This is a genomic window from Herbaspirillum aquaticum (assembly GCF_002213425.1).
GTDB lineage: Bacteria > Pseudomonadota > Gammaproteobacteria > Burkholderiales > Burkholderiaceae_D > Herbaspirillum > Herbaspirillum aquaticum.
In genome coordinates, this window is sequence record NZ_NJGV01000022.1 from 85,438 (window position 1) to 105,735 (window position 20,298).

A 20,298-nucleotide genomic window follows, 5' to 3' on the forward strand; every position below is an offset into this window, starting at 1 on the left:
CGTGAGCCTTGTCCTTACTTGGCGCCATTGGCGTTGCCTGCGTTGCTGGCGGGGGCGCCGCTGGCGCTGCCACCACCGGCACCCGCTTCACGCTGGCGGCGCAGCTCCATCATCTTCTGGCGGCGCTGGTCTTCGGGCAGCTTCTTGATCTCTTCGCCGAATTCACCGGCGTCGATGCGCTTGTTGATCTCGGCCCAGCGCTTCTGGCGTTCTTCCGGACTCAGGTTGGCTTGACCGCCCTGGCCTACCTCACCACCCTGGCCGCCCTGGCCGCGCTTGCCGTGGCGGCGTTCGGGGTTCTCGGTAGTCAGCTTGTTGGCCGGATCATCCGCCCCGCCACGGGCCACCGCTTCCACCTTGGCGCCTTCGCGCAGGCGGTCGATACCGTCGATGACCACGGTTTCACCGGCAGCGATGCCATCGGTGATGACGGTCAGGTCATCCTGCACGGGACCGGTCTTGACCAGGCGCACGGTGACGGTGTTGTCTTCCTTGACCACATACACGAACAGTCCCTTCGAACCGCGCTGGATAGCCGCCGTCGGGATGACGATGGCGCCTTCCTCGGTCTTGAGCTGCAGGCGGATGTTGACGAACTGGCTGGGGAAGAGCGCGTAATCGGTATTGGGGAACTGGGCCTTCAACTTGACGGTGCCGGTGGTGGCATCGACCACGTTGTCGATGGTCAGCAGCACGCCGTCGGCCAGCTTCTTCTTCTGCTCGCGGTCCCAGGCCTGGGCCGGCAGCTTGCGGCCGCTCTGCAGTTGCTGCAAGACCTTGGGGATATTGTCTTCGGGGATGCTGAAGATAGCCGTGATCGGCTGCAGCTGGGTGATGATGACCAGCCCGTTGGTATCGCTGGTGGTGACGTTGTTGCCGACATCAGCCTGGCGCAGGCCGAGGCGGCCGCTGATGGGCGCGGTCACGCGGGTAAACGACAGTTGCAGGCGGGCGCTGGCGACGCTGCCCTCATCGGCCTTGACCGTACCTTCGTATTGCTTGACCAGCGCGGCCTGCGTATCGACCAGCTGGCTGGCGATCGAGTCCTGCGACAGCAGGGTCTGGTAACGCTTCAGGTCCAGTCGGGCCGAGGCCAGCAAGGCGCGGTCGCGCGCCAGTTGCCCTTCGGCCTGGGTCAGCGCGGCCTGCAGCGAGCGCGGATCGATCTCGGCCAGCAGGTCGCCGGCCTTGACCACCTGGCCTTCCTTGTAATGCAGCTTCATCAGCTGGCCGTCCACGCGGGCACGCACGGTGGCCGTCGCGGTCGGGGTCACGGCACCCAGGCCATTGAGGAAGACATCGACGTTCTGCACCTGGGCCTTGGCTACGCCCACCGGCATGGTCTGGCCAGCGAAGGCGCCGGGGCCGCCGGGACGGCGCGCGCCCGGCCCGCCCGGGCCACCCGGGCCGGGGCGCCCGCCGGGACCGCCCATGGCAGACATCTGTTCCTGATCGGCCTTCTTCTTGGACCACCACTTGTAGCCGCCACCGGCCGCCAGCGCCGCCACCAGGACCCAGAACCACCAGCGGCGCAGGATGCTGCCGCGAGACGAAACGTTGGAGGGGGACGGCTGCTTGGAATTGGGAGTATTTGTCATGTCAGGAAAACCGGTGAACCGATCACGTCATCAAGTAGTCACGTCAGCGGGCCGCCACCATGGCAGCCCGCCGGCATTTGTCTGCGTTTTTTTCTGTATTTCTTTCAGTACAGGTCCCTGTACTGCTTTTTGCTCATTTTTCTGTACGTCTTCCCGTACGGCCAAGCCAAGGCTCGCCGAAAGCACAAGGGAAGACGGCCCCTCCTGCCGGAGCCGGGCCGCCCGCCGTTATTCTCTCCGACCAGGATGACCGCTGTACAACAACGTGCGCCAGCCATCCCGCAACCGGGCTGGCACGCAGTGTACCCAGCTATTGCCCGCATTGCACGATGTGCCAACGAGAACAGCCTTGCGGACCACCGCAAGGCTGTAGGGTGGGACTGCACGCAGCGCCAGAGTCAGGCTTTTGCGGCGCGGCGGCAAGTCCTGCCTGGCCTGGCTTACTTGGCCGGCGGGGCGTCCGGTGCCGGCTTGCCGTCACGCGGGGGGCCCTTGCGGTCGCCGTGGCGCTGGTGTTCCATCTTTTCCCAGCGATGGCGTTCCATCTTGGCGTGTTCGGCATCAAAGATCTTCTGCTGTTCCGGCGACAGGGTCGCGTAGAAGTCCTTGGTGGCGGCGATGCGCTGTTCGGCGAAGGCTTCACGCTTGCGCATCATGTCGAGCTGCTTGTCCAGGCGTTCCGGGGTGGACAGCTTGGCCCATTCTTCCTTGTTGGGACGGCCGGCCTGGTCGAAGGGGGCCGGCTTGGTCTTGTCAAGGAAGAGCTTCCAGGCGGCTTCCTGGGAAGCCGTGATCTTGAGCTTGTCGTGCATCTCGGCCTGGTGCTTGGCGCGCATCTGCTCGAACTTGGCGATCTGTTCCGCGCTCGGGGCATGGCCGCGCGGGCCATCCGGGCCGCCCGGGGGCATCTGGGCGAAGGCCGACAGGGTCACGGCGCTGATGCTAACGGCGGCGATGCCGGCGAGGATACGGTTTTTCATTGTCAACATGGCTTGCTCCTTTCAGGGGATGGTGCTCTGATGCGTTCGGCAGCGACGTGCTGCCTTGGCATGGTTCCCATTAAACCGGCGGCGTGTATCAACGGTTTTTCCGCTGTGGCGTCATTTGTATCGTTTTGTATATACGGGGGCCGCCCAGGTATCGTTTTATTTCTGCCCGGCTCCTTGTAAAGACCCGATACAAATCCGCCCTGCACCTGCGGACAAGTTCGGCATAATGCGATCCATGGATACAAATACTCACATCCTCGTCGTCGACGACGACCGCGACATCCGCACCCTGCTGGCCGAATACCTGGACAGCAACGGCCTGCGCACCCTCACCGCCACCAATGGCAGCGAAATGCGCCGCGTGCTGGAAGAGTCGCGGGTAGACCTGATCGTGCTGGACCTGACCCTGCCGGGCGAGGACGGCCTGACCCTCTGCCGCAACCTGCGCGCCACCTCCTCGGTGCCGGTGATCATGCTGACCGCGCGCGGCGAGCCGCTGGACCGCATCCTCGGCCTGGAAATGGGGGCCGATGATTACCTGGCCAAGCCCTTCGAGCCTCGCGAACTGTTTGCCCGCATCCGCAGCGTCCTGCGCCGCACGCAGGCACTGCCGCCCAACATGGCCCAGCCGGATGTGGCGACCATGCGCTTTGCCGGCTGGACGCTGGACCTGACCGCACGCCACCTGGTGAACCGGGATGGCGTGGTGGTGGCCTTGTCGGGCGCCGAGTTCCGGCTGCTGAAGGTGTTCCTCGACCATCCCAACCGCGTGCTCAACCGCGACCAGTTGCTGGAGCTCACGCAAGGCCGCGAATCCGATCCCTTCGACCGTTCGGTGGATATCCAGATCAGCCGCCTGCGCCAGAAGCTGGGCGACGATGCCCGCACGCCCACCATCATCAAGACCGTACGCAACGAGGGTTATGTGCTGGCCACCACCGTCACGGCCGAAGGCGCAGGCCGCAGCGCATGAAGAACTTCCTGGGCTCCATCGGCAACCGCATCTTCTTCCTGCTGCTCGGCGGGATCGTGGTCGCGGTATTGGCCACCAACTGGCTGGCCGGCAACGAGCGCCGCAATACCCTGCGCGAGCTGCGCTTCCAGCACCTGGCCGACCGCGTCGAGCAGATCGTGCAGGCGGTGGACGACATCCCCCCGGCGCAGCGTCCCATCGTGCTGCAGGCCGCCACCAACTTCGGTTTCGAGGCGCGCATGGTGGAGGACATGAACGATGCCATCGGCCCCAATGCCAGCACCAGTCCGCTCATCGAGATGCTGCAGGCGCGCCTGGGCGAGGAACGCAAGATTGCTGTGCAGCGCGAGAGCGAATGCCCGCCCTTGCGTGCCGACGACGGTCGCGGGCCGCGCCGCGATACCTGCCGCGTCATCTACATCAGCCTGCATGACCAGGCCCTCATGCGCCTGCGCCTGCACCAGCCGGGCGAGCCCCCGGCCCTGCGCGGGCGCGGTCCGGGCGGGCCGGCCGGCTTGTTCGGGCTGCAATACATCCTGCTGTTTTTGGTCTTGATCGCCATGCTGGCCTGGCTGGTGGCGCGCATGGCCACGCGTCCGATCCGCCAGCTGGCGCAAGCCGCTTCGCGCCTGGGCAGCGACATCGACCATGCACCGCTGCCCGAGGCCGGGCCGACCGAGATCCGCCAGGCAGCCCACGCCTTCAATGCCATGCAGGCGCGCATCCGCCGCCAGATCCAGCATCGCACCCACATGCTGGCGGCCATCACGCATGACCTGCAGACACCGTTGACGCGCATGCGCCTGCGGCTGGAGAAGGTCACCGATGTCCCGCTGCAGCAGAAGCTCATCGACGACCTGGGGGTGATGCATGGCATGGTGCGGGAAGGACTGGACCTGGCACGCAGCATGGATTCCTCCGAGAAGATCCAGGCATTGGATATCGATTCGCTGCTCGACAGCGTCTGCGCCGACGCCGCCGATGCCGGCCAGGACGTGGCGCTGCAAGGCAGTACCCGCGCCTTCGTGATGGCCCAGCCGGGCGCCCTGCGGCGCTGTCTGACCAACCTGGTCGACAATGCCTGCAAGTACGGCAAGTCGGCGCGCGTGTCCATCGCCCTGGAACAGCAGAAGATCGCCATCCGCATCCGCGACCAGGGGCCGGGCATTCCCGAGTCCGAACTGGAGGCGGTGTTCGAACCCTTCTATCGCCTGGAGACCTCGCGCTCGCGCGATACCGGCGGCACCGGCCTGGGGCTGACCATTGCGCTCAATATCGCCGAGAACCACCACGGCCAGCTGCGCCTGCGCAACCTGCCTGAAGGCGGACTGGAAGTGCTGCTGGAATTGCCGCCCATGACGCCTGCCAAAAATCGGTGAAATCCTTCACCCGTGCATGAAAAAACCGCCGCAAACCCTCACGGGATGCGGCGGTTTTCATATCCCGGCCAGGAAGGCCGCTACCAGCTCAACCGAAGTAGTTCAGGCCCAGCGCGGCGTTGACTTCCGACATCGTCTGCGCAGCCACGGCGCTGGCGCGTTCGGTACCGCGCTTCAAGATGGCCAGCACTTCGCCGCGATCCTTGGCGAATTCTTCGCGGCGGGTGCGGATGGGTTCCAGCATTTCCTGCAGGATCCCTTCCAGGCGGCGCTTGACCACGCTGTCGCCCAGGCCGCCGCGGGTGTAGTGGGCCTTCAGTTCGGCCACGGCATCGCGGTCCGGGTCGAAGGCATCCAGGAAGGTGAAGACCACATTGCCCTCGACCTGGCCCGGATCATCCACGCGCAGGTGGTTGGGGTCGGTGTACATGCGGTGCACGGCCTGCTTGATCTCGGCCGGGGTCGCGCCCAGGGCAATGGAGTTGCCCAGCGACTTGCTCATCTTGGCCTTGCCATCGATGCCGGGCAGGCGGCCGGTTTCGGAGAGCACTTCCTTGCATTCGACCAGCACTTCGCGATCCACCGTGGCATTGAATTTGCGCACCAGTTCATTGGTCTGCTCGATCATGGGCAGCTGGTCGCTGCCCACCGGCACCAGCTGGCCCTTGAAGGCGGTGATGTCGGCGGCCTGGCTGACCGGATAGGTCAGGAAGCCGGCCGGGATGTCGCGCTCGAAGCCGCGCAGGCGGATTTCTTCCTTGATGGTGGGGTTGCGCTCCAGGCGCGAGACCGTCACCAGGTTCAGCAGCACCATCGACAATTCATACAGCTCGCGCACCTGGGACTGGATGAAGATGGTCGACTTCTCGGGATCGATGCCCACGGCCAGGTAGTCCAGCGCCACTTCGAGCACGTTGTCGGTGACTTTCTGGTGGCGGCCGACGTTGTCGGTCATGGCCTGGGTATCGGCCAGCAGCAGGAACTGCCGCGAGGTTTCCTGCAGCGCCACGCGCGACTTGAGCGAGCCGATGTAGTGGCCCAGGTGCAAGGGACCGGTAGGACGGTCGCCGGTGAGGACGACGGGCAGGCTGCTGGTGGTGGGGGTGGAGCTCGTGGCGTTCGAAGACATGGTCATTCCTGATCGTTAATCTCTGGAATGCCGCCGGTCCCGAAGCTGAAGAAACAATGCCGCCGGAACCGGCGGCATCATGGTCACATGGTCAAGCTGTGTGAAAACGGGCCGCCTCGTTCAGGCGCGCCACCAATGCTGGGTTTTCGCAAGTTGATCTTTTCGGAAAAGCATGGCGGCGAGTATAGCACCGGCAGCGCCCCATGTTGCGTTGCATAAGAAAAAACCGCCTGCAAGAGGCGGTTCTGGCGCTGGGCTCAGCTTGTGCGCGAATTCAATACGCACCCGGTGGCGGACCGTAATACACCGGCGGCGGGCCGTAATACCCCGGGGGCGGCGGCGGTGCGTAGTAGTAGCGCGGGTGATAGGTGTAGACGGTGGTGGTCTGCACCGGCTGCTGCACCTGGTTGCCCTTGCTGTACATACATTGGGTGTAGGTCATGTCGTAGCGCTGCTGCATCGAGTAGTTGCCTCCTGCGGCGGCGTTGCTGCCGGCCGCACTGCCCACCAGCAAGCCACCGCCGGCACCGATGGCCGCACCCGCACCGGCATTGCCCGAGGCCGCGCCGATGAGGGCACCGGCCACGGCACCCACGGCGGTGCCGACCGCGGCACTGTTGGCCGCATTGTTCTGGGTCTGCGCGGCCTGGCCGCCGATGGCGTCCTGGGCGTATTGCTGGCATTGCTGCTGGTCGGCGCGGAACTGTTCATACGTCTTGTCCTTGCCGGGCATGGCCATCACCGAAGGGCCGGTCGGCACGCTCACGCAGCCTCCCAGCGCCAGCATGGCACCCAGGGCGGAGACGGTGGCGGCGGTCTTGTAGAGGGGTTTCACGATGTTTCCTTTATCGGGGATCGGACGAATTACCTGGCTGAGACGCGGCTTACTGCGGCGGCGTACTACCCGGCACACCCGGCGTATTGGGCACGACCTTCATCCAGGGGCTGGGGCAGTTCTGGACGTAGGGGTAGTAGGACTTGGAATCAGCGCAGTAGTACCAGTAGTCCTGGCGCTGCGGCTCCACGTAGACCGGTGCGGGTGCCCGCTCCACGTAGACCGGCGGCGGGTAATACACCGGCGGCGGATAGTAGACAGGGGGCGGCACCCATACCGGTCCGCCGATCACCACGCCACCATAGAAGCGCCCGTGCGCATAGGCCGAGGCGCTGGCAACCAGGCCGGCTACCGCCAGCGCGCCACAGACGCCAATTGCCGCTAGTTTTTTCATGTTGTTGCCCTTGGGTGTGTCTCAGAATAATGGGAATGCTTGCCGGATGGCCTCAAGGCCGCGTTCCCCACGCGGCCGCATCAGCCTGGAATCCTTGCCCGGTGCGGCTTGCAGACGCATCTGGCGCAGGAAAGCAATATACGCCGGGGCTGCGGTGAAATCTCGAGATGTTTCAATTCGTAACCCTAATCAACAGAGATATACACGGGGTTGAAAAGGCTTTGCAATCAGGGGGTGGCTCGGGTCTCCCGGCTAGTTCCATTCGAGAACATGCGATTCTTTGTGTACAAATTTGCCCCGCCAGCTGAGGGCTCGTGGCCGGCCGCTATAATTTTCCAAGAGGGAATTTTCATGATTTGAAACTCATGCCTTTATACGACGGCAGTCATTCCCTCATCCGCAGCAATCTGATGCTCATCGCACGTGGCGAACGTGCGAAAGTCATCGCGATTGGCAAGCTTACCGCCTTGCAACATGACGTTCTCAACGCACAGCGGATTAGCGCCGACCTCCCGCGTTTGCTGGATCCTGAAATTCTCTTTCTCGGCAGGCACCTCTTCAGCAGTCGCCATGCAGACGGATACTCGATTGAAGACATGGTGGAGCAGATCGCCAGCGCTCTCAGTGCGCAGGCCGAAGTAGTCCCTACAAAAAAGATGTCGGCGCTCTGCAATCCTCGCCCCCGAGACGACGGATATGGAAATCGTGTCAATGATGTGGCAGTCCTCGAATTGTCGGCGCGCAAACCGAAGGCGGAATTGTTTTCAACCATCCCGCGCGGCGATTGGGTCAAGCCGCGCCAATGCCCATGACGCTGCCGACGCCACAAAAACAAAACGGCCTTTTTCAAGGCCGTTTATGGTCGCAGTCCTGGGTAACTTAAAGCCTCCAGCGCCCCTGCGACCGGGAAACTATATCACGCTCAACCCGGCCGCGTCATCTGCTCCGGCTTGATCCACTCGGCAAACTGCTCTTCGGTCACAAAGCCCAGCGCCAATGCCGCCTGCTTCAGGGTGGTACCGTCGTGATGCGCCTGCTTGGCGATCTTGGCGGCCTTGTCGTAACCGATGTGCGGGGCCAGGGCCGTCACCAGCATGAGCGATTTTTCCATCAGTTCGCCAATGCGGCTGTGGTTGGCTTCAATGCCGCGCGCGCAGTGCTCCTCGAAGCTGGCCATGCCATCGCCCAGCAGGCGTACGCTCTGCAGGAAGTTGTGGATGATCACCGGCTTGAACACGTTGAGCTCGAAGTTGCCGCTGGCACCGCCAATGTTGAGTGCGACATCGTTGCCGAAGACCTGGGCGCACAGCATGGTCATGGCTTCGCACTGGGTCGGGTTGACCTTGCCCGGCATGATGGAGCTGCCTGGCTCGTTCTCGGGGATGGTGATCTCGCCCAGCCCGGAACGCGGGCCGGAAGCCAGCCAGCGGACGTCGTTGGAGATCTTCATCATGGCCGCCGCCAGGGTCTTGAGTCCACCGTGCGCGGCCACCAGGGCATCGTGTCCGGCCAGGGCGGCAAACTTGTTGGGCGCAGTCTTGAACGGGAAACCGAAGTACTTGGCCAGCTCGGCCGCCACGCGCTCGCCGAATTCGGGATGGGCATTGAGCCCGGTACCGACGGCCGTGCCACCAGCGGCCAGCTCGGAGATGGCGTTGAGGGTGGCGATGATGGCCGATTCGGCATGATCCAGCTGGGCCACGTAGCCCGAGAACTCCTGGCCCAGCGTCAGCGGCGTGGCGTCCTGCAGGTGGGTGCGGCCGATCTTGACGATGTCGGCGAACTGCGCGGACTTGTCCGCCAGCGTGGCGCGCAGGGTGTGCAGCGACGGAATCAGGTGCGTGGCCACGGCCATGCAGGCGGCCACGTGCATGGCGGTCGGGAAGATGTCGTTGGAGGACTGGCCACGGTTGACGTCGTCATTCGGGTGGATCAGGCGATCCTCGCCGCGCACGCCGCCCAGCAGTTCGGAGGCGCGGTTGGCCAGCACCTCGTTCATGTTCATGTTGCTCTGGGTGCCGGACCCGGTCTGCCAGACCGACAGCGGAAACTCCAGCGGATGCTTGCCGGCGATGACCTCATCGGCAGCCGCAATGATGGCCTCGGCCTTCTTGCCGTCCAGCTTGCCCAGGTCGCGGTTGACCGTGGCACAGGCGCGCTTGACGGCGGCCAAGGCCACGATCAGCTCGGCCGGCATGCGCTCGGTGGAAATATGGAAGTGGTGCAGCGAACGTTCGGTCTGCGCGCCCCACAGGCGATCGGCGGGGACTTCAATCAGTCCAAAGGTGTCGCGCTCCATGCGGTGGTTCATGATGCTGGTTCTCCGTGATGAGAGGGCCGCAAGCGGCCCGATGATCCCGTGAGACTCTGGCGCAAGCTGAAGGCTGAGTCACCGACGAGACCGACAAGATGACGTCTAGTGTAACTGCTGGCGGGACCGCCCGCAGGAAGCGGCGGCATGAAGCTGGCGAGGGGTCGGCAATGCTCGGCAGGCAATCAGCCGGCCTTGTTGTCCTTGGGCGGATCAGGCAGCACACAGGCCTCGACCACTTGCAGGTCGTTGTCCTTGGCGAAGTTGACCACGAAGTGATAGGCCAGCGGCTCCAGCTCGCGCAGGGCTTCGTTGACCACCACCGAGCGCACGCCATCGATGTGGGTGGGCAGCACGTAGGGAGAATATTTCAGGTGTGCATTGCGACCGCCACTGCCTTCGGGACGGAAGCACGACATCACGCCGCACAGGCGCTCCGCCCAGTCGCTGGGGCGGAACTGCCGGCCATCCGAGGTCTTGCCGAGGATGATGAATTCTTTGGCCGGTGCGTTTGCGGGTTTGATGGGATCAGCCATACATGCATTCTTCTAAAGCGCTTGCAACCGAATGCCCTTGTCCTGGTGGGACCGGAGCCCTGGAGTCCGCGGTGCCTCGGCGATCCACTGCCTGGGTGCCTGCGGTACTGAGTATTATATCTTATAGAAGACTTGGCTTCTACCGGTCTCCCCCGGCTACTGCGTGCCGCTCATGCCTTGCGGGCAAAGCATGCATCCCTGCATGTGGCGGCCTTCTGAAGTGAAGCTGGAAGTATACCGGGTTGGCGAGAATCGCGTTCCCAAAAACAAAGCGGGCCTGAGCCCGCTTCTTCAAAGACAATTCGCTTAGCCCATCCACACCGCTACCGACAGCAGCAGCAACAGGAACATCCACAGCAGCAAGGCGCGCCAGACCAGGCCCACGGTGCTCTGCAGGGTGCGCGGCGAGGGGGTATCACCGGGCAGGCCGTCGGTTTCTTCGGCCATGGAATCGACCGTGGCAGCATCGGCCGGCAGGATGATGCCGGCGGCCGCTTCCTTCTCGGTACCGAAACGCACCCCCATGGCGCCGCCACCGGCAGCCAGGATGATGCCGGCGGCCTCGTCGTCCCAGCGGTTGGCGAAGTTGCGCCAGGCGTAGATGGCATCCTCGAAGTTGCCGACCACCGCAAAGGCCGAGGCCGTCAGGCGCGCCGGAATCCAGTCGATCCAGTAAAAGGCCTGGGCGGCAAACCGGCCGAAGGCTTCATATTTCATGTGATCCGGCTCGTTCCAGGCGCGCGAGAGATATTCGGCCACGCGGTACATCACGGCCAGCGCCGGGCCAGCCGGCATCAGGAACCAGAAGAACACGCCGAAGACGTGGCGATGCGTGGTGATGAGTGCGCGCTCGGAGGCGATGCGGGAAATTTCGCTCACATCCATTGCCGTGGTGTCCAGCTTGGTCCATTCGGCCAGCAGGGTGCGGGCGGTCATTTCGTCGCCCGTGTTCAGGGCCAGCTGGATGGAGGTGAAGTAATGGCTGTAATGGCGGAAACCCAGGGTCATGTAGACCACCAGCACGTTCCAGGCGAAAGCCGCCACCAGGCTCACATGCAGCAGCAGCCAGTAGACCAGCGCCACCGGCACCGTCAGCGCCCCCACCATCACCACCCAGCCCAGGCGGCCGTGATGGGCGTGACCGGCGTTGAACCAGCCTTCGATGGTGGCCGCGAAAGACTTGATCGACGCGTATACCGGATTGTCTGCGCGCAGTGGTTTGAGTTGTTCGATTAACAGCGCAAAGAGAATGGAAAGAAATGTCATCAAGCTGCCTTAGGGGTCTCTGTAGCCCGTACGATAGCGCAGTGCAAGATGGGAATCAAACAATTGATTCGTTGATCACAATCAAGAGCGCGATGTCACGGATTTTTACTTATTTGAACATTAACAGCGACATTGCGTAGCTGAGAGGCGACAAATTCTGTCGCTAACTGCGCAGGAAGTGGAACAGGTTGCGCAGCATGCCGGCAGTTGCACCCCAGATGAAGTAGCGGTCATAGGGCATGGTATAGAAGCTGCGACGGCCCACCGGCGCCGGCAGCTCGACCGAGCGGCGTTGATGGTTCAGGCCATCCATGAGGAAAGCCAGCGGCACTTCAAAGATCTCGGCCACTTCACGCGGATCGCCCACGGCCTCGAACGGCGGCTGTATCAGTCCGGCCACCGGCGTGACCCGGTAACCGGTGCCGGTGAAGTAATCAGGCAGCGAGCCGATGACTTCGATGTGCTGGCGCGCCAGGCCGATTTCCTCTTCGGTCTCGCGCAGAGCGGTCTCGATGGCCGAGCCGTCATAGTCTTCGCGGCGGCCGCCGGGGAAACTGATCTGTCCCGCGTGATCCTTCAGGTCAGCTGTACGCTGAGTGAAGAGAACCGTCATCCCCTCTTCGCGCAGCACGATCGGGATCAGCACCGAGGCCAGCCGGAACCGTCCCTTGGACTCGGCCAGACGTGCCATCTGGTCGCCGCTGTGCTCGGGTTCCCAGCGCGGCGGGTCGGCGAAGCGCTGGCGCAGCCAGTCGGCATTCAGGCGCGCGGCCTCCAGCGCACTTTCGCCGGCGACGGCATCCACAGGCAGATTGACGGGATCGAAACTGGCCACGTTGTGCTCGCTTGATCGTGAGGTTGTCAGGACTTCAATTGGGTGTCAGAAACGAAAAAGGGGCGTCGCGAGACACCCCTTTTCCTGACGCATCAACAGGCGACCGATTACTCGGCAGCAGCAGCCTTTGCCGCACGGCTGGGCAGCTTTTCCTTGATACGTGCCGACTTGCCCGAACGTTCGCGCAGGTAGTACAGCTTGGCACGACGCACGTCACCACGACGCTTGACTTCGATCGAGGCGATCAGCGGCGAGTACAGCTGGAAGGTACGCTCAACGCCTTCGCCCGAAGAAATCTTGCGGACGATGAAGTTGGAGTTCAGGCCACGGTTACGGCGGGCGATGACCACGCCTTCGTAAGCCTGAGCGCGCTTGCGGGTACCTTCAACCACGTTCACGTTGACAATCACGGTGTCGCCGGGGGCGAAGTCGGGAATGTTCTTGGCGAGACGCGCGATCTCTTCTTGCTCGAGTTGCTGGATCAGATCCATTTTTTGCTCCTGTAACCATCTTGCCGGCGCCATTGCCACGAGGGCCGATTGTAAAGCCCGGTAGAGGATGGGGTTTCAAACACGGTGACATCGGCCACCGCACGGTGCAGGTCCGTTGCCGGGCCTGCGGTACTGCATTTGCTGCTAAAACTTCACTCGGGCGATCTGCTCGCGTGCAGGCTTACTGCGGCGGCAAACTGCCCAGAAACTTTTCATCGGTCTTGCTCAGCAAGCCCTGCTCGCGGGCCCTGACGATGAGGTCGGGGCGCTTCTTCTGCGTGGCTTCCAGTGCCCGCTGCCGGCGCCATTTCTGGATCTCGGCATGGTGCCCGCCCAGGAGGATGGACGGCACCGGTGCACCTTCATAGACTTCCGGACGCGTGTAATGCGGCGAATCCAGCAATCCGTTGACAAAACTGTCTTCCACGGCCGAGGCACTGTCGTTGAGCGCACCCGGCAAGAGCCGGATCACTGCATCCATCAGTGCCATCGCCGGCAATTCACCGCCGGAGAGGACGAAGTCGCCGATGCTGATTTCCTCGTCCACACACTTGTCGAGCAGGCGCTGGTCAATCGCTTCATAGCGACCGCACAGCAACACTGCCCCGCTGTCCTGCGACAGCCGCACCACGCGCTCATGCGTCAGCGGTGCGCCTTGCGGTGAAAGATAAATCACACGCGGCCGGGACAAGCCAAGCGCTTGCTGCCGCTGCTGCGCCGCCTCGATGGCAGCCTGCAGCGGCTTGGCCAGCATCACCATGCCGGGACCGCCGCCATAGGGGCGGTCATCCACGGTGCGGTGATTGTCAGTGGTGAATTCACGCGGATTCCACAACTGCAAGCCCCAGCGCTGCTGCTCCAGCGCCCGGCGGGTAATGCCGGACTGCGTGAGCGCGGCGAACATCTCGGGAAACAGAGTGACGACATCAAACTGCATCACGCCTCCATTTCCTGGGTTCTTTTGACTCGTTTGAATCTGTTGAATCTGCTCACATCAGCGAGCCGGAAAAGAAAAAACTGACCTTGAAGGTCAGTAATCCTTGTCCCAGTCGACGATGATCTTTTTTTCGCTCTGCTGCACCGTCTTGACGAACTGGTCGACAAACGGAATCAGCAATTCGGGCGCCGCCGCGGATTTCTCCTTGGCACCCTTTTTCGGCTTTGCATCGGCAGCGGCTTGCGGTTGCGGCGCTGGCGCAGTTTCCTGCACCGGGGCCTTCACCACCAGGATGGGATGGGCGCCGTTGTCCATCATGTCGGACACCACGCCCAGTTGTTCACCCTGGAGATTTTCCACTGCCGAGCCGATCAGATCGACCCAGTAGAATTCATTGTCATCCAGCGCCGGGAAGTGCTTGCGGGAGATGGAGACCACCGTTCCCTTCATGGCTTCGGCCGCATTGCGGTCCGCTACCCCGGTCAGGCGCGCAACGACATCGCCGCTGTGCCCCTTGGACTGCATGACATCGACATCCTGCTTGGGCTGGCCGGATTTCTCCAGCCACCAGGTCTTGGCATTCAACAAGGCATCTGCCTCGGAAGAATAAGGACGCACGCGAATCCAGCCCTGGATTCCGTAGGCTCCGGTCACATGGCCGACGGTCACGAGATCGTCGGGTGCGGAGAACCCCGCCTGGGCTGGATGAGTCATGAGTACACCAGACCTGCTCTTCATCCTTGCGCCAGCAGAACCGGCGCGGAATCAGACAGGAAAACCTGTATTAAGCAGCAGCCTTGGAACCGGCTTCAGCGACCAGGCGAGCAACGGTCGGCGACAGTTGTGCGCCAACGCCTTGCCAGTGAGCCAGACGGTCAGCAGCGATACGCACGGTTTCTTCCTTGCCGGAAGCGACCGGGTTGTAGAAGCCGATGCGCTCGATGAAACGACCATCGCGACGATTGCGCGAGTCGGTTGCAACGATGTTGTAGAAGGGGCGCTTCTTGGCGCCGCCACGAGCTAAACGAATAACGACCATAATGGTTCCAGTAAGAATACGGACACGGAAAAGCCGCAGATTATAACGGACTTCCGCCCACCCGGGCAAGTTGCTTGGCGCTTTTGTGCCAGAGACCAACGCACAACGCCCCGCAAACTCCCCAAAACACGGCAAAAGTGATGTCTTTTGGCATCACTTTTGCCCCTCCTCCGGCCAGGACTGCCGCGTGGCAGCTTGTCCTGACGGAAATCACCCGGCGCCAGGGCCTCGGCTATACTGCTGCCAGACCTGACCACGAACGATATGGCCGCCAGATTCATCTCTGACGGCTTACAACAGAATAAAGAGACGAGCAGCATGCCCTTGCCTTCCGCACCCCGCCACAAGAACAAGACCCTGACGACCTTCCTGGCCACCGTCTTCGGCAGCATCGGCCTGCACCGCTTCTATCTCCACGGCAGCCGTGACCGCTTCGGCTGGCTGCACATCCTGGCCATTCCCTTGTCACTGGCCTTGATGGCGGCGCGGCCGGAGGCGCCCAAGCTCTTCACCGGCCTGCCCTTCGTGCTGTCGGTGCTCATTGCCTGCCTGGAAGCGCTGGTGCTGGGCCTGACGCCCGACGACAAGTGGGATGCACGCTACAACGCCGGCAGCGGCAAGAACTCGGAATCGCACTGGATCCTGGCCCTGATCCTGGTCCTGACCGTGGGATTGGGCGCCATGGGCGTGATCGCCCTGCTGGCGCGCAGCTTTGACCTGCTCTTCACCGGCGGGGCTTTCGGCTGACCTGCTACCCTGCCATCTCCTCCCAATGAACAAGCCCGGAACATCGCCAAGGCGTTGTTCCGGGCTTTTGTCTGAAGACCTGATCAGAACTGCTCTTCAGCCAGCGCCATGACTGCCGCACCGCCATCGACGACGGCCGTGCGATAGGCCAGCGCCTGCGGCAGGATCTGCTCGGCGTAGAAACGCGCGGTCGCCAACTTGGCTTCGTAGAACTTGCCGTCGCCCTCGCCGGATTTCAGCTTGCCCGCCGCAATGGCTGCCGCACGCGCCATTTGCCAGCCACCCAGCACCACGCCAGCCATCTTCAGGTACGGGACGCTGCCCGCGAAGACCGCCTTGATATCGCTCTTGACGTTGGCCACCACATACTCGACCACCTGTTCCAGCGCATCGGCGGCGTCGGCCAGGCGCGCCGCGATGGGCTGCAGTTGCGCATCGCCCTGCAGCTCGGCCACGGTCTGGCGCACCTGGGCGATGATGCCCTTGGCCACGGCACCGCCGTCACGCACGGTCTTGCGGCCCACCAGGTCATTGGCCTGGATGGCCGTCGTGCCTTCGTAGATCGGCAGGATGCGGGCGTCGCGATAATGCTGGGCCGCACCGGTTTCCTCGATGAAGCCCATGCCGCCGTGCACCTGCACGCCGGTGGAGGTCACGTCGACGGACATCTCGGTGATCCAGCCCTTGACGATGGGCACCAGGTATTCGTAGAAGGCCTGGTTGGATTTGCGGGTCGCTTCATCATCGCTGAAGTGCGCCGCGTCCGAGGTAGCTGCGGCCACATAGGACAAGGCCCGCGCCGCCTCGATCTGGGCGCGCATGGACATCAACATGCGACGCACATCGGGCTGGTGGATGATGGCCACCGGACCGGGCGAGCCGGCCAGGTCGCGCGACTGGATGCGGTCGCGGGCATAGGACACCGCCTTCTGGTAGGCACGTTCCGACACCGACAGCCCCTGGATGCCCACGGCGAAGCGTGCCGCATTCATCATGATGAACATGTATTCCAGGCCGCGATTCTCTTCACCGACCAGGGTGCCGATGGCGCCGCCATGGTCGCCGAACTGCAGCACGGCAGTCGGGCTGGCCTTGATACCCAGCTTGTGTTCGATCGAGACGCAGTGCACGTCATTGCGCGCGCCCAGCGAACCGTCGGCATTGACCAGGAACTTGGGCACGATGAAGAGTGAAATGCCCTTCACGCCTTCAGGCGCATTGGGCGTGCGGGCCAGCACCAGATGGACGATGTTCTCGGCCATGTCGTGCTCGCCATAGGTGATGAAGATCTTGGTACCGAAGAGCTTGTAGGTCCCGTCGCCCTCCGGCACGGCGCGGGTGCGCACCAGTGCCAGGTCGGAGCCGGCCTGCGGCTCGGTGAGGTTCATGGTGCCGGTCCACTTGCCGGAGATGAAGTTGGCGATGAAGGTTTCCTTCTGCTGCTGCGTGCCGGCCGTCATCAGCGCTTCGATGGTGCCATCGGTCAACAGCGGGCACAGCGCGAAGGAGAGATTGGCCGAGTTCAGCATCTCGATGCAGGGCGTGGCCAGCAGCTTGGGCAGGCCTTGTCCGCCGAACTCCACGGGATGCTGCACGCCTTGCCAGCCGGCCTCACCGAACTGGCGGAAGGCCTCCTTGAAACCCGGGCTGGTGGTGACCTTGCCGTCGGACCAGCTGCTGGGCGCCTTGTCGGCGGAATGGTTCAGCGGGGCGATCACTTCACTGCAGAAACGGGCGTTTTCTTCGAGAATGGCCTCGGCCGTTTCTGGCGTGGCATCCTCGCAGCCGGGCAGCGCATTCACGGCTGCCAGACCGGCCAGTTCGTTCATGACGAACAACATATCCTTTACGGGCGCGGTGTAACTCATCTCCAACCTCCATTGGGAACGCTCTGCCGGCGTTCCTTGGGTACACGAAAACACCCCGGCTTGAGCCGGGGCGGATACTACGATTCAGGACAGATCAGCCAAGCTGCTTGACCAGCTCGGGGACGACCTCGAAGAGGTCACCCACCAGGCCATAGTCAGCCACCGAGAAGATCGGCGCTTCCTCGTCCTTGTTGATGGCGACGATGACCTTGGAGTCCTTCATGCCGGCCAAATGCTGGATCGCGCCGGAGATACCGACGGCGATATAGAGCTGCGGCGCGACGATCTTGCCGGTCTGGCCGACCTGCCAGTCGTTGGGCACGTAGCCTGCGTCAACAGCGGCGCGGGACGCGCCCATGGCAGCGTTGAGCTTGTCGGCCAGCGGCTCCAGGATCTTGAAGCTTTCCGCCGAGCCCATGCCACGGCCACCGGAAACGATGATCTTGGCAGCGGTCAGTTCGGGACGATCCGACTTGGCCACTTCACGGCCCACGAAACTGGACTTGCCCGAATCGGCCACGGCCGGGATGCTTTCCACGGCCGCCGAACCACCCTGTGCGGCCGGATCGAAACCGGTGGTGCGCACGGTGATGACCTTGATCGGGTCGATCGACTGCACGGTGGCAATGGCGTTGCCGGCGTAGATGGGACGCTCGAAGGTATCAGCCGACTCCACCTTGGTGATGTCGGAAATCTGGCCCACGTCCAGCTTCGCAGCCACGCGCGGCAGGATGTTCTTGCCGTAGGCAGTGGCGGGCGCGAGGATGTGGCGGTAATCCTTGGCGATGGCCAGGACTTGTTCGGCCACGTTTTCGGCCAGGCCATCGGCGAATTGCGGAGCATCAGCCAGCAGCACCTTGGCTACGCCTGCCACTTGGGCGGCAGCGTCAGCGGCGGCCTTGGCGTTGGAACCGGCCACCAGGACGTGGACATCGCCACCGGCTTGCGCTGCGGCGGTGATGGTGTTGAGGGTGCTGCCCTTGAGGCTGGCGTTGTCGTGTTCGGCAATAACGAGTGCGGTCATGATCAGATCACCTTGGCTTCATTTTTCAGTTTGGCGACCAGGGTCGCGACATCCGGCACCTTCACGCCGGCGCTGCGCTTGGCAGGCTCGGTGACCTTCAGGGTCTTCACGCGCGGGGCCACGTCCACACCCAGCTCTTCGGGCTTGACGGTATCGAGCTGCTTCTTCTTGGCCTTCATGATATTGGGCAGCGTGACGTAACGCGGCTCGTTCAGGCGCAGGTCGGTGGTGATGATGGCCGGCAGGGCCAGGGCCAGGGTTTCCAGGCCGCCGTCCACTTCACGGGTCACGGTGACCTTGCCCTCTTCCAGGACCACCTTGGAGGCGAAGGTGGCTTGCGGCCAGCCCAGCAAGGCAGCCAGCATCTGGCCGGTCTGGTTGCAGTCGTCGTCGATGGCCTGCTTGCCCAGGATGATCAGCTGCGGCTGCTCCTTCTCGGCCAGGGCCTTGAGGATCTTGGCCACGGCCAGCGGTTGCAGTTCGACATCGGCCGCCACTTCGGCCAGGATGCCGCGATCGGCACCAATGGCCATGGCGGTGCGCAGGGTTTCCTGGCACTGGGTCACGCCGGCGGAGACGGCGATCACTTCGGTGACCTTGCCGCCTTCTTTCAGGCGCACGGCTTCTTCCACCGCGATTTCGTCAAACGGGTTCATCGACATCTTGACGTTGGCGATATCGACGCCGCTGCCGTCGCTCTTGACGCGCACCTTGACGTTGTAATCCACGACGCGCTTGACTGGTACTAATACTTTCATCGCATGGCCCTTGCAAAAAGGAATTGACGTAAACGTAAACTTCCGCAGGATTATAAAAGCAAAACGGGGTGCCTACCGGTTTTTAGCACGATCGTTCTTTTTAATGTTCGCAGCATACACCAAAGATTCACGTGAGCGGAAGAGGAAATGAAGAGAAGCTGAAAAAAACTTCATGCAGCGGAATTGACGCGCGGCCTGCCCATAGGCAACACCGCGCCGTTCAGACCGCCAGGTGGGGTACCGGTTCGCCGCGCAGGCCGGCCAGCAGGTTGGAGACGGCCAGCTCGGCCATGGCCAGCCGGGTTTCATGGGTGGCCGAACCGATGTGGGGCAAGGCCACCACGTTGGGGAGTTGCAGCAAGGGCGATTCGGCGGGCAGCGGCTCAACTTCGAACACATCCAGGCCGGCACCGTAGAGGGTCTTGTCCTGCAGGGCCGCAATCAGCGCGGCCTCATCGACGATGCGTCCGCGCGAGGCATTGATGAAGATGGCGCTGCGCTTCATGAGCGCGAATTCGCGTGCGCCGATCAGCCGTTCGGTATCGGCGTTCAAGGGCAGCATCACGCAGACGAAGTCCGCCTGGGCCAGCAATTCGTCCTGGCTGACGTAGCGCGCACCGAGTTCGCGCTCGGCCTCGGGATCGGGCCGGCGGTTGTGATACAGGATCGGCATGCCGAAACCATGATGCGCCCGCCGCGCCACCGCAGAGCCGATGCGGCCCATGCCGATCAGGCCCAGCGTCTTGCCGTGCACGTTGACGCCAAACTGGGCCTCACCGATGCTGCCCTTCCAGCGTCCGGCCTTGACGTATTCGGCCAGTTCCACCACGCGGCGCGCGGTGGAGAGGATCAAGGCAAAGATGGTGTCGGCAGTCGCTTCGGTGAGCACGCCGGGCGTATGCGCCAGCATCAGCCCGCGCCGGCGGAAATAATCCAGGTCGAAATTGTCCACGCCCACCGAGATGGTGGAGGCGATCTTGAGTTGCGGCGCGCCCTCCAGCATCTCGTTGGTAATCGGCAGGCTGGCGCCGATCATGCCATGGGCGGTTTTCAGTGCCGCGAGGAAATCCGCACGGTTGTCTTGCGTAATACGGTCGAAGAGCGTGACCTCACATTCCGCCTCCAGGCGCTGCAGCAGATGCTCGGGCAATTTTTTGTAGACGACGACGTGCGGCTTCATGGCAGTTCC

At 63.1% G+C, this 20,298-nt stretch carries 21 protein-coding genes; 4 read left to right on the forward strand and 17 right to left on the reverse strand.

The window, feature by feature from the left end; genetic code table 11:
- Positions 1 to 14: 14 nt before the first annotated feature.
- Positions 15 to 1,598 (reverse strand): MdtA/MuxA family multidrug efflux RND transporter periplasmic adaptor subunit, encoded by a 1,584-nt coding sequence (locus tag CEJ45_RS19535; protein WP_088756722.1) that lies wholly within the window; start codon positions 1,596 to 1,598, stop codon positions 15 to 17.
- Between the two features lie 440 nt (positions 1,599 to 2,038).
- On the reverse strand, positions 2,039 to 2,587 hold the full coding sequence (locus CEJ45_RS19540; protein WP_088756724.1) for a Spy/CpxP family protein refolding chaperone: 549 nt from the start codon (positions 2,585 to 2,587) through the stop codon (positions 2,039 to 2,041).
- 235 nt (positions 2,588 to 2,822) lie between these two features.
- Here CEJ45_RS19540 and CEJ45_RS19545 point away from each other — a divergent pair, with 235 nt between their 5' ends.
- The gene (locus CEJ45_RS19545) at positions 2,823 to 3,560 is read left to right on the forward strand and encodes a response regulator (protein WP_194294672.1); all 738 of its coding nucleotides are present in this window, start codon (positions 2,823 to 2,825) and stop codon (positions 3,558 to 3,560) included.
- Positions 3,557 to 4,939 (forward strand): ATP-binding protein, encoded by a 1,383-nt coding sequence (locus CEJ45_RS19550; protein WP_088756726.1) that lies wholly within the window; start codon positions 3,557 to 3,559, stop codon positions 4,937 to 4,939. Before CEJ45_RS19545 ends, CEJ45_RS19550 begins: the two co-directional genes overlap by 4 nt.
- A gap of 88 nt (positions 4,940 to 5,027) precedes the next feature.
- On the opposite strand, the gene trpS is transcribed toward CEJ45_RS19550, so the two are convergent.
- The 3 genes from trpS to CEJ45_RS19565 all read right to left on the reverse strand — a co-directional run bounded on the left by trpS (position 5,028) and on the right by CEJ45_RS19565 (position 7,297).
- Positions 5,028 to 6,068 carry a tryptophan--tRNA ligase gene (gene trpS / locus CEJ45_RS19555; protein WP_034338894.1) on the reverse strand — a complete coding sequence of 347 codons (1,041 nt, stop codon included), beginning with the start codon at positions 6,066 to 6,068 and terminating at the stop codon, positions 5,028 to 5,030.
- Between the two features lie 274 nt (positions 6,069 to 6,342).
- Complete coding sequence (locus CEJ45_RS19560; protein ID WP_088756727.1) at positions 6,343 to 6,903, reverse strand: glycine zipper family protein; 561 nt, start codon at positions 6,901 to 6,903, stop codon at positions 6,343 to 6,345.
- A gap of 49 nt (positions 6,904 to 6,952) precedes the next feature.
- Positions 6,953 to 7,297 carry a hypothetical protein gene (locus tag CEJ45_RS19565; RefSeq protein WP_088756729.1) on the reverse strand — a complete coding sequence of 115 codons (345 nt, stop codon included), beginning with the start codon at positions 7,295 to 7,297 and terminating at the stop codon, positions 6,953 to 6,955.
- 314 nt (positions 7,298 to 7,611) lie between these two features.
- Here CEJ45_RS19565 and CEJ45_RS19570 point away from each other — a divergent pair, with 314 nt between their 5' ends.
- The gene (locus CEJ45_RS19570) at positions 7,612 to 8,109 is read left to right on the forward strand and encodes a hypothetical protein (protein WP_141107029.1); all 498 of its coding nucleotides are present in this window, start codon (positions 7,612 to 7,614) and stop codon (positions 8,107 to 8,109) included.
- 110 nt (positions 8,110 to 8,219) lie between these two features.
- Here the strand turns inward: CEJ45_RS19570 and fumC are convergent, their stop codons facing one another.
- The 8 genes from fumC to rpsP all read right to left on the reverse strand — a co-directional run bounded on the left by fumC (position 8,220) and on the right by rpsP (position 14,712).
- Positions 8,220 to 9,608 (reverse strand): class II fumarate hydratase, encoded by a 1,389-nt coding sequence (fumC, locus tag CEJ45_RS19575; RefSeq protein WP_088756732.1) that lies wholly within the window; start codon positions 9,606 to 9,608, stop codon positions 8,220 to 8,222.
- Positions 9,609 to 9,793: 185 nt separating this feature from the next.
- Complete coding sequence (locus CEJ45_RS19580; protein WP_008327247.1) at positions 9,794 to 10,144, reverse strand: DUF3579 domain-containing protein; 351 nt, start codon at positions 10,142 to 10,144, stop codon at positions 9,794 to 9,796.
- 306 nt (positions 10,145 to 10,450) lie between these two features.
- Positions 10,451 to 11,410, reverse strand: coding sequence for a CobD/CbiB family protein (locus tag CEJ45_RS19585; protein WP_088756733.1), 960 nt, complete (start codon positions 11,408 to 11,410; stop codon positions 10,451 to 10,453).
- Positions 11,411 to 11,573: 163 nt separating this feature from the next.
- Positions 11,574 to 12,245: a CoA pyrophosphatase gene (locus tag CEJ45_RS19590; protein ID WP_034332353.1), complete on the reverse strand. Its 672-nt coding sequence runs from the start codon at positions 12,243 to 12,245 to the stop codon at positions 11,574 to 11,576.
- Positions 12,246 to 12,352: 107 nt separating this feature from the next.
- Positions 12,353 to 12,736: a 50S ribosomal protein L19 gene (gene rplS, locus CEJ45_RS19595; RefSeq protein ID WP_008327243.1), complete on the reverse strand. Its 384-nt coding sequence runs from the start codon at positions 12,734 to 12,736 to the stop codon at positions 12,353 to 12,355.
- Between the two features lie 181 nt (positions 12,737 to 12,917).
- Entirely contained in the window at positions 12,918 to 13,673 is a 756-nt protein-coding gene (trmD, locus tag CEJ45_RS19600; protein WP_088756735.1) for a tRNA (guanosine(37)-N1)-methyltransferase TrmD, read from the reverse strand.
- Positions 13,674 to 13,766: 93 nt separating this feature from the next.
- Entirely contained in the window at positions 13,767 to 14,387 is a 621-nt protein-coding gene (gene rimM / locus CEJ45_RS19605; RefSeq protein WP_088756736.1) for a ribosome maturation factor RimM, read from the reverse strand.
- Positions 14,388 to 14,457: 70 nt separating this feature from the next.
- On the reverse strand, positions 14,458 to 14,712 hold the full coding sequence (gene rpsP, locus CEJ45_RS19610; RefSeq protein WP_008327198.1) for a 30S ribosomal protein S16: 255 nt from the start codon (positions 14,710 to 14,712) through the stop codon (positions 14,458 to 14,460).
- A gap of 318 nt (positions 14,713 to 15,030) precedes the next feature.
- Between rpsP and CEJ45_RS19615 the strand changes: the two genes are divergently transcribed.
- Positions 15,031 to 15,459 (forward strand): NINE protein, encoded by a 429-nt coding sequence (locus tag CEJ45_RS19615; RefSeq protein ID WP_088756737.1) that lies wholly within the window; start codon positions 15,031 to 15,033, stop codon positions 15,457 to 15,459.
- Between the two features lie 83 nt (positions 15,460 to 15,542).
- On the opposite strand, the gene CEJ45_RS19620 is transcribed toward CEJ45_RS19615, so the two are convergent.
- The 4 genes from CEJ45_RS19620 to CEJ45_RS19635 all read right to left on the reverse strand — a co-directional run bounded on the left by CEJ45_RS19620 (position 15,543) and on the right by CEJ45_RS19635 (position 20,289).
- Positions 15,543 to 17,327: an acyl-CoA dehydrogenase gene (locus tag CEJ45_RS19620; protein WP_088756739.1), complete on the reverse strand. Its 1,785-nt coding sequence runs from the start codon at positions 17,325 to 17,327 to the stop codon at positions 15,543 to 15,545.
- Between the two features lie 94 nt (positions 17,328 to 17,421).
- A complete protein-coding gene (locus tag CEJ45_RS19625; protein WP_088756741.1) occupies positions 17,422 to 18,351 on the reverse strand; it encodes an electron transfer flavoprotein subunit alpha/FixB family protein in 930 nt (309 codons plus the stop codon).
- 2 nt (positions 18,352 to 18,353) lie between these two features.
- Positions 18,354 to 19,109 (reverse strand): electron transfer flavoprotein subunit beta/FixA family protein, encoded by a 756-nt coding sequence (locus tag CEJ45_RS19630; RefSeq protein WP_088756743.1) that lies wholly within the window; start codon positions 19,107 to 19,109, stop codon positions 18,354 to 18,356.
- Positions 19,110 to 19,329: 220 nt separating this feature from the next.
- On the reverse strand, positions 19,330 to 20,289 hold the full coding sequence (locus CEJ45_RS19635; RefSeq protein ID WP_088756745.1) for a 2-hydroxyacid dehydrogenase: 960 nt from the start codon (positions 20,287 to 20,289) through the stop codon (positions 19,330 to 19,332).
- Positions 20,290 to 20,298: the final 9 nt, after the last annotated feature.